The sequence below is a fragment of the Nitrosarchaeum koreense MY1 genome (genome assembly GCF_000220175.1).
GTDB classification, from domain to species: Archaea; Thermoproteota; Nitrososphaeria; order Nitrososphaerales; family Nitrosopumilaceae; genus Nitrosarchaeum; species Nitrosarchaeum koreense.
This window is the reverse complement of sequence record NZ_AFPU01000001.1, coordinates 1,199,865-1,212,096: the sequence shown is the minus strand read 5'-3', so window position 1 is coordinate 1,212,096 and position 12,232 is coordinate 1,199,865. Positions and strand designations below refer to the sequence as shown.

Genomic DNA, 12,232 nt, shown 5'->3' with positions numbered 1-12,232 from the left:
TATATTGTACTTGATTATTAAAAGTTACATTTCAATTATTCAAGTATTTTTGATTTTTAACTAGCATGAATTATCTAAGTTTGAATTGTGATTATCTTTTTTTCAATAAGAAACTGCAATCCAAGTAAAAAATCATCTTCTGTAATTGTTTCATTTGAATACCATGTTGCAGTATTCTTAAACCATGATGGAATGTTGTCATCTAAATTCTTTGTTTTTATTATGTCGTCACTAAGTATGAGTATCTTTTTTTGAATTAATTCTGTAATTCCTGAAGTGAACTGCGAATCTGTTATTTCTCCTGTAGACCATAGTTGAACGTATTGTTTAATCCAACTGGGTATCGTAGGTCTAGTTTTTTCAGACATACCTACGATATCATAAATTGTTTTGTCAGGAAATTGTGAATCAAACCATACTCTAAATCTAGGCTCATTTGAATATCTATCCACATAATATTGTGGGGATAAATTATAATCAGGAAATCCTGGAATATCTGTTAACTCATACCCTACTACTTCTTGAATTCTATATTCGGGGAACGAAGTATCAAATAATTTTTTAAAATCGGAATCAGTGTTATACAAGTTAATGTAATAGTTTGGAGAAAGTGTGGGATCTGGAAAATCTGATATTGAAATTTTTGATTTAGGTTTTTGAGATTGGATTGTTTCTTGAGTATGTCTTGTTTGTTCAGATTCATTTTTTTCAGATGTGTTAGTAGAAAAACTAAAAATCTTTTCGAATTTTTCATCATCATATGAAATTATTACAGTATATGATCCTGATTGTGTCCATTTAGGACCAATTATATCAATATCTGTTGAAAATGATCCTGATTTTAACGGGAAAAATTGCTTTATTGCAACTAAATCTGAAATACTACGAACCTGAATCACTATAGGTACGTTTTCTTCATAAACGACTCTTCCTGAAATTTTAATTTCATCTCCAATTGTATATGACTTTTTATCTAAACTGACATATGATTCTGCAAAACTAGCTACTGGATACATTATAATTCCAATTATTAATAATGTGAAAATAAAATTCATAGCAAAAACATCTTTTTTATTTTTCATGTGGCACTGCATCTAAAATATTTGTTGTCAATAAAGTAAGCGATTTTGATTGATCTAATCTTATGTACGTATCTAGTATTGCATAATTTTTGATAAGAGGTTTGATAATTATTTTATCTAAACTTAAACTAAAAAACATTGCAATAATTATGATGATGCAACCTAAGATTGCTAATACATACGTGTTTCTTGATTCCATAATCTATATCATCCAGTTCTAATTTTTTAAATCACATGAGCTAAATTCTAAAATATGTATTTTTATGGTTTTTATCATAAATTTGCTTTTGTAGCTTATTATATGCTCATACATATTGGTTTGTGGCATGCCATCAATAAAAGAACAAGGTGCAGTTTATGGGAATCTTTCAGCATACAAACAATACACTAGGCCTACCGCGCATCGTATTTTTGGACAATATTCGTACCAAAATAGAAAAGGTCCCAAACACCATGAAAACGTACAAAGATTACTAGAGATTCTAGCAGTAAATGGCAGACTCACTACATGGGGTATGGCAAAAACACATCTTTCAGATTCTTCTAATATAAGAACACAAGAAAAAGACTATCGTAGACTATTGGTTGGAAGAATGGCTAGAGGAAAACATACTATGGGTTTGTTAGATGTTGGATTAGTAGTAAAAGATGGAAAAAATATTCAAAAAGCACCATCAGATCTTTACCGATTATCTCTTCATGGAATATTGTATTGCCTAGATGTGATGAATTTATCCGAAAAAGACATTGAAAAGATGGCAGAAAAATATTCCGATGTGTTGCCACAGATTTTTGGAAAATGGAACTATGTAAAATCAATCATAGGAAATGATACAGACAGATTAAAGACATTGGCATCTGGAATGTTTATGGATAATATTCAAATTTCTAATATTACAGCTTTGCCAATTTACGAATTGATGACATACATTAATGTAAAATATCAGAATAATTTTGAGCAGATAAATGAAGAAGATCTTGCAAATCAAATATCTTATTGGTTTTATACCAATCTTTTGATCTCCTCAAAGAAATCAAATAATTACACTAAACAATGGAAAAAATTACTAGACAATGATCCTGAATTAAAAAAATGGTACTACAAATTCGTCGATGAGGCAATATCGTTTTATACAAACAGATTCAAACAAATAAAGAAGCTAAAATCCTAAATATTTTTTGAGATGATATCTTCAAGCTGTTCAATAGTATAAGGTTTTGAGATTGTATCAATTAGATTAAGATTTTTCGCTTTGGTATGTTTTTTTTCATCATGTGCATATGCTGTTATTAAAATTACTTTGGCATTGGAATCATATTGGTTAATCTTAAAAAATGCGTCATATCCATCCATGATAGGCATCCTTACATCCATTAAGACTAGATTTGGATTAGTTTCTTTGTATTTTTGAACCGCTTCAACACCATTTTGAGCCATTACTACATCATATCCTGCACTTTTTATCAAAAATACAGTATTTTCTAAAAGATCTACATCATCATCAACGATAAGAACGATCTTTTTTTTATCCATTGTAAAGTATGTTAGTTTTCTGTTAAAATCTCTTACTGATTCTTTGTCTTTTTTGGAAGTATTATTGTAAATGTGGTTGGATTGTTATGAGCTGAGATAGTTCCTCCATGTTGTTCTATGATATTTTTGCATGATGAAAGACCTAAACCTGTTCCTTTTTCTTTGGTTGTGAAAAGTGGTTCAAACACTTTATCTAATATTTCAGAAGGTATTTTTGGTCCAGAATCCGATATTTCTATTTTGATATTGTCATCTATGACCTGTGATTTTATGTCTATCTGTCCTTCTACTTTACCAATTGCCTGAATTGCATTTAAAATGATGTTTGTAAAAACAATTTCTAGTTTTTTTACATCACATAAAATTGTGAAATCAGAATCTATTATTTTTAATTTAATATTATTTGGTATTTCTAACAAATCAATTGATTCATTTATGATATCTGTAATTCTTTTTTCAGATAAATTTAACGGAGTGATTCGTACAAAATTTAAAACATCGTCTATTTGATGAGACATACGGAATATGGCTCTATCCATTCTTTGCATTGCCTTTTCTATTTCAGGATCTGTGTTGATTACCTGTTTTTGAATTATAGTTGCTGATGTTTTAATTGTGGCAAGTGGGTTTTTTAGATCATGTGCCATACTTGCTGAAAGTTGGCCAATAGCTCCTAATCTTTCATTTTTCATCATTGCATGAGATTCAGCTAATTTTTTTTCAGTTTCAATTAATTTTTTAAGAGACTGACCCATTGAATTAAATGAATTACCGATCATATTGATTTCCATAATTTTTGAGCCTTTGAAATTAGAGTCAAAATCTCCTCCTGAGAACTGCTTTGCCATTTTACTTAACAGACGTAATGGATTTGAAATAAAATATGATAAAATAAGTCCAATCATTACTGATGATACCATTCCCAAAATCGATATTACAAGAAAAGAATTTTTCAGATCAACAAATTCTTCAGTAAATGAAGAATTGGATTGATCAACTATTGATGTCCATCCAAAACCTTCAAACTGCTTATACCCTGTAGATTTTGCATATGATATGAAAATTGGATCGTCTGGATTATCCGAAATGTTTACAGTTCCTACATCTTTCAAAGATTGAATTAAATCAAAATACGTAACAGCTTTAGTTTCTCTAAAATCTTGAATTCCATTTGAGTATATTGTTTGCCCTTTTTCATTAATTAATAATATTGATCTGTTTTGTAAATTGAGAATTTCTGCATCATTAATAAATTCATGAATTAAATCATTTAGTGTTAATGAAACTCTAAGTACTCCTAAAAATTCTCTATTTTGATCATCTATTCTCAAACCTATTGTTATGATATAATTTCCTAATTTTTCGTCATACTCTGTTTCTCCTATATAGGTACCTTTAGCTTTTGCTTCTTGCCACCATTTTTCATCATCGTGTCTATAATCTGATGTTTCAGAATCTAATACAACGTTTGCACCGTAGATATTTGTAATGTATAATTCTGATATTACATCGTAATCGTATTCTGATTTATAGAAATCTATTACATCAGTTAATTCTGATATCAATTCTGTATTGACAGTTGGTGAAATAAATGGTTGATTTTCAATATTTGTAAGAGGATCTTGTTCTTTCATTATTTTTTGTACTTGTTGTCTATGAAGAAACTCCTGATTAGATTTCATTAATGATTCTTGAATTATTGGAAGTTTTGTTAGCTGTCTAAAATCTTCAATTCTTTTATCAATATACTCATCAAGATCTTGCATCATGTTAAATGCGAATCCTTCATTTCTAGTTGTAAGTAACTTATTTACCTCTTGAATTGATATTGAAAATGAATAATATCCATAAACTCCAAAAATTAGAAAAATTCCAAACGTTCCTATAATTAACATTGTAGATAATTTCAATGAATTCACATCAAGTCATTCAGTGATTTAAACTGTTTTAAAAATAATCGAAATTAAGGCATGCCACAAATTCTAAGTTATTGTCTAATAACAAACTGTGAAATATGATTTAATGAGTCACATAGAAGAACAAAATCCAAAACTGATTTCAAATAATCATCATTCCCCTCATTTACCAGGCTCCCCTGCATTTGAAAACAGAGCAGAAAACAATTTTGTTTCTTCTAATTTTCCATGTAATTTTTTGTATGCATGTGAAAACTGTGATGGTCCTCTGGCCCCTATAGCTTTATGCTTGGTTTGTAAAAGAGCATCTATTAGAAAATGTCTTCATTGCCAAAGGGACATCATCACAGGTACTCATTTATCATGTGATACTTTGATTTCTTTTGCTAAGAACAAATTTCACACTAGTCAATTCTCTGAGGGGGTGAATTTATGAATAAAAAAATAATCTTCTTTACATTAGCTGCATTGGTAGGTTCGTTAGTTATAGCTCCTCTGCAAAGCACAGAGGCTGCACCGTATGTAAGTGGTGATGGATCTATTAGTAAGTACTTGACTAAAATAAAAGTTGAACAATACAAGAAGGGTTCTCCGTATTGGAGTTATATTGTGAAGGCATGTGCTACAGATTACCCATTAGCTGTTGCTATGATTGATCTTAAATCAGATGTAGAGAAAGTAACACTTGGTGTAAACAATGTCATTCCAAAAGGACACTGTTCTTTCTATGGTGCTGTAATGAAAGCAAATGATGGTAAAACACTTGGTGCAACATTGATTCTCAAAACCGATGCATTAGCCGAGGCCCAAAGTATACTGTCTAAATTACCATCTACTACAAAAAAGGATACATCGATAAAAAGACTAATGGAACTTTACAATTCACTAGGATTCATCCCTAAATTGTAATTTTTCTGAATCTTTTTTCCTTTTCTAATTTTTTATAAATTCTTGAATTTTTAAGAATATGTTCAAATTGAAGAAAATCTAAGATATTTTACTTGAATCTTCAATTAATTGATATTTTTCATACATGACTGATAGTTTTTGTATTAAATTCAGGTCTATTTTGTATTCGTTTAGGCATTGAAAAATTAAACTTAATAGACCGATTTCAGAAGTAAACGTATGGGACGTAGAAAAACTCAGAAAATCATTCGTAGTGGCCCAAAAAATGCAACTACTGGAATGTGTCCTTTATGTAAGACCATTGGTAAGGTATTCCTTCTTGGTCCTCCTGGGCAAGAAAGAGGAAAATGCGAGAAATGTCGCCAGGAATTTGAATTGTAGTTACAAAAAACTAACCAGCCCATCAAAATATTTACCCATAACTTTTTAAGACAATTTTTTTATGATAGATAATCATGAGTTCAGAAGCAGAAACAATCTATGAGAGAGTAGCAAAGTTAGAAGATGAAATTGCATTACTTAGAAGCGAAGTTGATATTCTTAAAAGAGCATTAAGAAACAAGATTGCCCGACACGAGATATCAATGATCAAAAATGGACAAGATATTAGTTCTATTATTGACTAGTTTTTTGTTTTAATACTTCTTATTAGTTCTAAAATAAAATCTACGTCTTCTGCGTTTGGATTAATTTCTAAATATCGGTTCAAATATTCCAGCGCTATGTCTGAATTCAATAGTCTTTCTTCTAGTATTCCTTTATCTCTGATGTCGTCTGGTGAATTTGGCTCAACTGCTAACACCATGTTTGTACATCTTAGTGCTTTGTCATAAACAAAAGATTGAACATATGAATTTTTTAAATTTCTAGCTAATCTGACAAGAATTTGCTCGTGACTTATTTCATCAAGAAACTCTGGTTTGAATTCCAATTCTCCACCAAAATTTTCATCTAAAATATCTTGAAGGTCATCTATATCTAATAGCATTCCATCGTTAAACGGATCTAAAATCATTTCTTCATTATATTTTACCAATATGTGGCTTGGAAATCCTACTATCTTAAGCTCTAATCCAATAAATTTTGCAATTTCAGCATATAGTATAGAGATTGTTATTGGAAGTCCTGATTTTTTATCAATTACTTCATTTAAAAAATTATTTTTTGGATTATAGTAATCATCAGTATCGCCACTATATCCTAAATTTTGAAAAAGATGTTCATTTAAAATTGAAACCTGGTATGTAGGGTTTTTTACGTCACTGATTGATTCTTTTAATGACTTTCCAATTACTGCAATCTTTTGAATGTATTTTTCAATTTCTAGATCAGGATATTCTAGAATTTGGGCAAATTTGAGACACTTTTCGACTAAATTGAAGTTTGGGTTTTTTGCAAATGAAAGCCATTCAGCTACTAAGGGATCAAATTTTTCTGGCAATTGTTACTGTTTTATCCTGTTCAGGTATAATTGTGGCTCTTTTATCTCTCTTGTATTTGGTGGGTATTCAATTAATTTTTTGAATGCATTTTCCCCAAATTTCTCGTAGATTATTCTTGTAAAGTCTTTTCCCATGCTTTTTCGAACCTGGTATGACGAGAAATCTGTGCCCATAAAGGTGGTCAGATAATTTTGAAAGTCTTGATCATCTTTTAAGATATTTTCTATTGCAAATCCTGCCATTCCTTCCATTAATGTAAAAGCTGCATGGTGCTGTTGAATTGGATTTAACCATTTTTTATAAATGTCTAGCAATTGAGGAATTGCATTTGAAATTTTAGGATCAATTTCCACATGTGTAAATGTCATTACATCAGGACCAATCTGCTCAATTAAGAAGTGATCAGGATTTAAAAAGAAAAATAGATTTGCTTTTTTTGCAAATGGAAAATCATCTGGGACAGCTTGGAGTTGCAAATATTCTGACAGATTATTTACAGCTTGATTATCTAATCCTAAGATTATTGTTGCCAATTCTTCATTAATTAGATTAACCTGAGTTGCAGCATTTTTGTTTAATTGATGTAATTTTTCTTGGGTTGAATGGATTAATTCTTCAAGTACAGTCATTTTAACAGCTCCTAAATAGCCTGAATTTACATTTGCAAATCTTGATTCATAAGGTTCTCCCTGTTTGTGTAAGATAATTTGTGGGTATCTGGAAAGTACGAATTTGTTAAGGTAAATTATGGAGTCTAGATAATCTCCATAGGTTGTAGATATTTTTGAGATGTATTGTATGGCATAAGTAGAATAGACAAGATATTTTGCAGTATCTTTTTTCATCAACTCTGCAATTTTATTAAGATCCTCATTTGCAACTGCACCAAATAATTCTCTTACAAACACTTTTGATTTTTCGTCTGAAAATACTTTTTCACCTTTTAATTTTTTTAATTCAATCAACTCTGGAAATTCTATTTTTAAATTATCTGCAATTTTAATTCCTAGAAATTCCTCGACCTTTTTCTTTAATATTGGATATGCCTGATTAGCTATGTCTTCTAATTTTTCAAATGTGACTTTCTGTGAGAGATCCTCTTTTGCCAAGTTTGCAAGTTTGGCAATTTCTTTTTCCTCATTGATTTCTACAGATAATTGACCAAACAACGCCTCTGCAAATTCTTCAAATTCTCCCAAATCGCATAAAATCTTCAAAATACTCCATTTAACATTATTCCTCTATTGTATCTAAAAGAAATTATTAATTCCAACTTGTTTGGATTGGTATACAAAAATGCATGAATTTAGTCTTGATTTTCTTAGATGTGTTAGATGTAGCTCAAAGTTAGATCTTGATGTATTTAAAAAAGAAAATGAAATTGAAGAAGGTATTTTGGAATGCAAAAAATGTTCGTTATCATTTCCAATAATTAATAAAATTCCGATTCTTTGGGATGATTTTTCAAAATATCTCTCTGAGAGAATTATGTTGGGAGGGAAATTATTTAATTCTGCATCTCACGAAAAAATGAAAAAATTTCTCAAACATTCATTGTCAAATTGTGTACGAAAAACTGACGATAGAACATTACTTGAAGAGAGATGGAGTAAAATCTATCAAAATAGTCAAAAATCAAAATTTTATTCCAATATTAAAAATGAATTGAATGCATTACCAAAATCAAAACTTGTGTTAGAATATGGCTGCTCTATTGGAACTATGAGTAATTATCTTGCAGATACCAATCAAATTGTATTTGGAATTGACAGATCTTTTAATGCATTAAGTATGGCAAAAAAAACATCTAAGGATAATTTGGATTATTTTGTAGCTGATTTTCTATCTGATGTTTTTGGTAAGACAAAATTTGATTTGATTTTAGCATTAAATGTTTTAGAATTAGTTGAACCTATAGATTATCTAAAAAAAGTCTCTGAACAAATTCATGCAGGTACATTTGTAATATCTGACCCTTATGATTATGACAGAGGTAAAAATTCTGTTAAAAAATTCCTTGATGAATCGACATTGAGATCGAACTTGGAAAAGATGATGTTTTCAATTACTAAAAAGACAAAAAAACCTTCTTTTATTACTTGGAATTTAAAACTAAATTCACGCTCAACTTTAACCTATAAAGTAGATTTGATAGTGGCAAAAAAATTATCACAATAAAACATTTCAGAATAAATCATGAATTTGTAAGCATATCTATCAAGTAATTGATTTTTAGATACATTTGAAAATCTAGATTTTGAAATTCTTACCTTATATTCCAGTTATGATCTAATTTAGTATGATTGGATTATTAGGTGATAAAAAAACTAAACTTGTACATCACTTAGATGGCTTGAAAAAAGAATGTAAAATTAGTGAAATGAAAATCACTGATAGGCAATATTTCACTCCTGATACACTGGAAAACGCAAAAAGTCAAAATTTTTCTCCTTGTGAGTGGTGTATTTTAAAACAATAATGCAATTTTTTACTCTTCATTTAAAATAATATTCAAAAAGAATTGGATATAATTTGGATAATTCGTTTTATATCTTTAAGAAAATTCTACATTATGAACAAATTGATAATTGTTGCATTAGTTGCAATAATTGGAATGGGAGTGGCATATGCAATTTCTCCATACTTTACAAGTAGTACTGTAAATGAAGCACTGCCTAATTCTGCAATTCCATTAAAAACAGAAGATACAACAATGAAAGATGAATCCATGATGAAAGATGAATCCATGATGAAAGATGAATCCATGATGAAAGATGAATCCATGATGAAAGATGAATCCATGATGAAAGATGAATCCATGATGAAAGATGAATCCATGATGAAAGATGAATCCATGATGAAAGATGAATCCATGATGAAAGATATGCAAATGCAAACATACGCAGGCACATTTGTTGGAGTAGGCGATGGAATACACGATGCACAAGGGATGGTAAGAACACTTCCATTAAATGATGGCAATAATGTTCTAAGATTAGAAAATTTCAAAGCAACTAACGGTCCTGATTTGTATGTCTATTTGTCTACAGATAACAAAGCCTCTGAATTTGTTAGTCTTGGTAAGCTTAAAGCAAATAATGGAAACCAAAATTATGACATACCAGAAAATACCGATCTTGAAAAATATAGTAAAGTCTTGATTTGGTGTAAGGCTTTTGGGGTTCTTTTTGGCAATGCTGATTTATCCCCACAATAGTTTTTTATTTATTGACGATCTCTAAATCCACAATTTAAATTTGAAATATATTTTGTTTAATTTATACAAGATCATGTTTTAATTTGATAGCATCAAAGTATTTCTGTGCTTAAAATTTTCTTTTTTATTTTCGGTATTTTTTCAATAGGTTTTATTTCATTTCATCCTGTATGTGTTAAATCTGAAAGTATTGCAAAATTAGTTGACCGTGGATATTCTAGTAACCTCGACTAAATTTTTTGGTATGACTAGTATCATTGTCTACAATCTCTCGTATTTTTCTCTCTAGAGCAACTATTTGAGAATCTCTACAACCCTGAGAGCAAAATTTTGTATTTTCACCTTCAAATGGTTTACTGCAATGCATACAAATTAAATTCAATATTATCTACTTTCAAATGATACTTTTTGATTCTATTATTATTCTATTTGTTCAAAAATGAGCCAATTTGTTACTAAAGATTGCTATTTAAAATTTTTATAGAAAATTTTATCACCTAGAAAGTTTTCTTATAATTATGGAAATTCAACAAGCAGTTGAAAAAATTTTGAAGATCAGTCCATCTGTCAGAATTGTCAGTTTGTGTGATCTGAAAGGCAAATTGGTATTTTCTGCTCGTTCAAAGAAAGTACGGATTTTGGTTTCAAAGAAACAAAGTTTGGCATCATTAAAGGCTGCAGCATATGACTGGAAACAAAGAAAAAAATTGTTGAAATCACTTGGACCATGTAAATACGTAGTTGCAGAATATGATAAAGTCAAGAGGATAGTAATTCCTGCTGGCAAAGATCATATTGTGTATGTAACTACCACTGCTTCATTTGATCATAACAAAGTAATTCGTAAGGTACGTTCATTCAAATAATTACCACGCCTTACTTTTTTCTATTTTTAATTTAGCTAATGCTATACACGCAAACGTATTTTTCGAGGCGAATATGTTTTCTCTAATCGTCGAGTTTTCTTTTCTTAGTTCCTCTTCCTGAACTAACCCACATGCCTTTTGTTGACTTGGATTCAGTAGATGGAATGTCGCTAAATTTTATCTTGCCAGTTCCACGTCCTACGGAAACATACTTGTCTTTTGATTCTGCTTTTTTTGCTTCTTGAATTTTTTTGAATTCAGAACCTGCCCAATTTGAAGAATCATCGACTTCAACAATTCTTGTACCTCTTCCTGATCGTACTTTTATTTTAGCCATTATTTTCACCTATACTACCTGTTTCTTATTAATAAGATTTTGAGCAACTTTATTGAAAATTATTTCTAAACATGATATTTCTAATTATAATCATAATGCTATAATCGATAAGATCCGTACAATTTTATTTCATGAAATTGTGTGTGCCGGGGATGAGTTCTGTCAAGTTAGTTAGATACTCCCGTCCTTTTGGGAACATTAATGAGTGAAATTTAATTCTAACAATGTTTGATTTATTGTAATACTGAAATTGATATTCTAGATTGGGCTTAATATAATCAATATTTTTGCCGTTTGTTATGGATAAACTACATAAAATTTTGGTACCTATTGATGGTTCAAAAAAATCCTTTGAGGCACTAGATAGAGCATTGACTTTGGCTGGATTCACACATGGTGAAGTTACATGTCTCAATGTAATCCCACATGTTATCAAAGAGGGAGGACCTAGAACAAAAGCAATTGATGCACAAATTATCTCTGAGGGAAATATTCTTCTAAAAAAGGCATCTGCACACGCTGGAAACAAAAATGCAAAACTCAAGACAAAAATAATTCGAGGTTCACCCGGTCATGAAATAATAAAATTATCACAAAGTGGAAAGTTTGATGATATAATTATGAGCACAACAGGTTCTGGTTCTGCTACAGGTGAAATGCTTGGGAGTGTATCAAACTATGTTGTACACAAATCAAAGATACCAGTATATCTAATCAAATAATTTTTTCAGTTATTCTGTTTTTTATTGACGGTGAGAAAAGAAATCTTTCATACATTATAACAAATCAGTTTGTTACTCACAAATTTTAGATAAATTTAGACTCCCCCTTACTTATCATAAGGGAGAGTCTCGAGCGATTGGGGATTTATGAATAATCTTCTTGCGAGATTATTTTTATGGTATTTTATGATTATCAATTTTGATAAC

The 12,232-nt window shown here is 29.9% G+C and carries 16 protein-coding genes; 9 read left to right on the top strand and 7 right to left on the bottom strand.

The window, feature by feature from the left end; all coding sequences use genetic code 11:
- Nucleotides 1–74: 74 nt before the first annotated feature.
- Together MY1_RS07010 and MY1_RS07005 are read right to left on the bottom strand one after the other, a co-directional pair.
- Nucleotides 75–1,082: a hypothetical protein gene (locus MY1_RS07010; RefSeq protein ID WP_237698817.1), complete on the bottom strand. Its 1,008-nt coding sequence runs from the start codon at nt 1,080–1,082 to the stop codon at nt 75–77.
- Nucleotides 1,072–1,281: a hypothetical protein gene (locus MY1_RS07005; RefSeq protein WP_007551212.1), complete on the bottom strand. Its 210-nt coding sequence runs from the start codon at nt 1,279–1,281 to the stop codon at nt 1,072–1,074. The genes MY1_RS07010 and MY1_RS07005 overlap by 11 nt, the downstream gene beginning before the upstream one ends.
- Before the next feature lie 127 nt (nt 1,282–1,408).
- Here MY1_RS07005 and MY1_RS07000 point away from each other — a divergent pair, with 127 nt between their 5' ends.
- Nucleotides 1,409–2,254: a hypothetical protein gene (locus MY1_RS07000; protein WP_007551211.1), complete on the top strand. Its 846-nt coding sequence runs from the start codon at nt 1,409–1,411 to the stop codon at nt 2,252–2,254.
- On the opposite strand, the gene MY1_RS06995 is transcribed toward MY1_RS07000, so the two are convergent.
- Both MY1_RS06995 and MY1_RS06990 read right to left on the bottom strand, forming a co-directional pair.
- Nucleotides 2,251–2,616, bottom strand: coding sequence for a response regulator (locus tag MY1_RS06995; RefSeq protein WP_007551210.1), 366 nt, complete (start codon nt 2,614–2,616; stop codon nt 2,251–2,253). The genes MY1_RS07000 and MY1_RS06995 overlap by 4 nt on opposite strands.
- A gap of 32 nt (nt 2,617–2,648) precedes the next feature.
- Nucleotides 2,649–4,535 (bottom strand): ATP-binding protein, encoded by a 1,887-nt coding sequence (locus MY1_RS06990; protein WP_420835203.1) that lies wholly within the window; start codon nt 4,533–4,535, stop codon nt 2,649–2,651.
- Nucleotides 4,536–4,964: 429 nt separating this feature from the next.
- Here MY1_RS06990 and MY1_RS06980 point away from each other — a divergent pair, with 429 nt between their 5' ends.
- From MY1_RS06980 to MY1_RS09925, 3 genes are all read left to right on the top strand, one after another.
- The gene (locus MY1_RS06980) at nt 4,965–5,441 is read left to right on the top strand and encodes a hypothetical protein (protein WP_237698816.1); all 477 of its coding nucleotides are present in this window, start codon (nt 4,965–4,967) and stop codon (nt 5,439–5,441) included.
- Between the two features lie 219 nt (nt 5,442–5,660).
- Nucleotides 5,661–5,822 carry a hypothetical protein gene (locus MY1_RS09930; RefSeq protein ID WP_007551205.1) on the top strand — a complete coding sequence of 54 codons (162 nt, stop codon included), beginning with the start codon at nt 5,661–5,663 and terminating at the stop codon, nt 5,820–5,822.
- Nucleotides 5,823–5,896: 74 nt separating this feature from the next.
- Nucleotides 5,897–6,067 (top strand): hypothetical protein, encoded by a 171-nt coding sequence (locus tag MY1_RS09925; protein ID WP_007551204.1) that lies wholly within the window; start codon nt 5,897–5,899, stop codon nt 6,065–6,067.
- Here MY1_RS09925 and MY1_RS06975 read toward each other — a convergent pair.
- Nucleotides 6,064–6,882 carry a SirB1 family protein gene (locus tag MY1_RS06975; protein ID WP_007551203.1) on the bottom strand — a complete coding sequence of 273 codons (819 nt, stop codon included), beginning with the start codon at nt 6,880–6,882 and terminating at the stop codon, nt 6,064–6,066. The two genes, MY1_RS09925 and MY1_RS06975, sit on opposite strands and share 4 nt — an antisense overlap.
- Nucleotides 6,883–6,885: 3 nt before the next feature.
- Nucleotides 6,886–8,100 carry a hypothetical protein gene (locus tag MY1_RS06970; protein WP_237698815.1) on the bottom strand — a complete coding sequence of 405 codons (1,215 nt, stop codon included), beginning with the start codon at nt 8,098–8,100 and terminating at the stop codon, nt 6,886–6,888.
- A gap of 79 nt (nt 8,101–8,179) precedes the next feature.
- On the opposite strand from MY1_RS06970, the gene MY1_RS06965 reads away from it, so the two are divergent.
- From MY1_RS06965 to MY1_RS06950, 4 genes are all read left to right on the top strand, one after another.
- Nucleotides 8,180–9,061, top strand: coding sequence for a methyltransferase domain-containing protein (locus MY1_RS06965; protein ID WP_007551201.1), 882 nt, complete (start codon nt 8,180–8,182; stop codon nt 9,059–9,061).
- Nucleotides 9,062–9,182: 121 nt separating this feature from the next.
- Nucleotides 9,183–9,362: a hypothetical protein gene (locus tag MY1_RS06960; protein ID WP_007551200.1), complete on the top strand. Its 180-nt coding sequence runs from the start codon at nt 9,183–9,185 to the stop codon at nt 9,360–9,362.
- A gap of 93 nt (nt 9,363–9,455) precedes the next feature.
- Complete coding sequence (locus tag MY1_RS06955) at nt 9,456–10,100, top strand: DM13 domain-containing protein (protein WP_048109976.1); 645 nt, start codon at nt 9,456–9,458, stop codon at nt 10,098–10,100.
- A gap of 518 nt (nt 10,101–10,618) precedes the next feature.
- The gene (locus MY1_RS06950; RefSeq protein ID WP_007551195.1) at nt 10,619–10,966 is read left to right on the top strand and encodes a hypothetical protein; all 348 of its coding nucleotides are present in this window, start codon (nt 10,619–10,621) and stop codon (nt 10,964–10,966) included.
- Between the two features lie 82 nt (nt 10,967–11,048).
- On the opposite strand, the gene MY1_RS06945 is transcribed toward MY1_RS06950, so the two are convergent.
- Complete coding sequence (locus MY1_RS06945) at nt 11,049–11,303, bottom strand: hypothetical protein (RefSeq protein ID WP_007551194.1); 255 nt, start codon at nt 11,301–11,303, stop codon at nt 11,049–11,051.
- A gap of 299 nt (nt 11,304–11,602) precedes the next feature.
- Between MY1_RS06945 and MY1_RS06940 the strand changes: the two genes are divergently transcribed.
- The gene (locus MY1_RS06940; protein ID WP_007551193.1) at nt 11,603–12,025 is read left to right on the top strand and encodes a universal stress protein; all 423 of its coding nucleotides are present in this window, start codon (nt 11,603–11,605) and stop codon (nt 12,023–12,025) included.
- The last annotated feature ends 207 nt before the right edge of the window (nt 12,026–12,232 follow it).

What these genes read in the sequence shown, in the direction of transcription:
- MY1_RS07010 (WP_237698817.1), bottom strand. Translation starts at nt 1,082, where the DNA reads ATGAAAAATAAAAAAGATGTTTTTGCTATGAATTTTATTTTCACATTA.
- MY1_RS07005 (WP_007551212.1), bottom strand. Translation starts at nt 1,281, where the DNA reads ATGGAATCAAGAAACACGTATGTATTAGCAATCTTAGGTTGCATCATC.
- MY1_RS07000 (WP_007551211.1), top strand. Translation starts at nt 1,409, where the DNA reads ATGCCATCAATAAAAGAACAAGGTGCAGTTTATGGGAATCTTTCAGCA.
- MY1_RS06995 (WP_007551210.1), bottom strand. Translation starts at nt 2,616, where the DNA reads ATGGATAAAAAAAAGATCGTTCTTATCGTTGATGATGATGTAGATCTT.
- MY1_RS06980 (WP_237698816.1), top strand. Translation starts at nt 4,965, where the DNA reads ATGAATAAAAAAATAATCTTCTTTACATTAGCTGCATTGGTAGGTTCG.
- MY1_RS09930 (WP_007551205.1), top strand. Translation starts at nt 5,661, where the DNA reads ATGGGACGTAGAAAAACTCAGAAAATCATTCGTAGTGGCCCAAAAAAT.
- MY1_RS09925 (WP_007551204.1), top strand. Translation starts at nt 5,897, where the DNA reads ATGAGTTCAGAAGCAGAAACAATCTATGAGAGAGTAGCAAAGTTAGAA.
- MY1_RS06965 (WP_007551201.1), top strand. Translation starts at nt 8,180, where the DNA reads ATGCATGAATTTAGTCTTGATTTTCTTAGATGTGTTAGATGTAGCTCA.
- MY1_RS06960 (WP_007551200.1), top strand. Translation starts at nt 9,183, where the DNA reads ATGATTGGATTATTAGGTGATAAAAAAACTAAACTTGTACATCACTTA.
- MY1_RS06955 (WP_048109976.1), top strand. Translation starts at nt 9,456, where the DNA reads ATGAACAAATTGATAATTGTTGCATTAGTTGCAATAATTGGAATGGGA.
- MY1_RS06950 (WP_007551195.1), top strand. Translation starts at nt 10,619, where the DNA reads ATGGAAATTCAACAAGCAGTTGAAAAAATTTTGAAGATCAGTCCATCT.
- MY1_RS06945 (WP_007551194.1), bottom strand. Translation starts at nt 11,303, where the DNA reads ATGGCTAAAATAAAAGTACGATCAGGAAGAGGTACAAGAATTGTTGAA.
- MY1_RS06940 (WP_007551193.1), top strand. Translation starts at nt 11,603, where the DNA reads ATGGATAAACTACATAAAATTTTGGTACCTATTGATGGTTCAAAAAAA.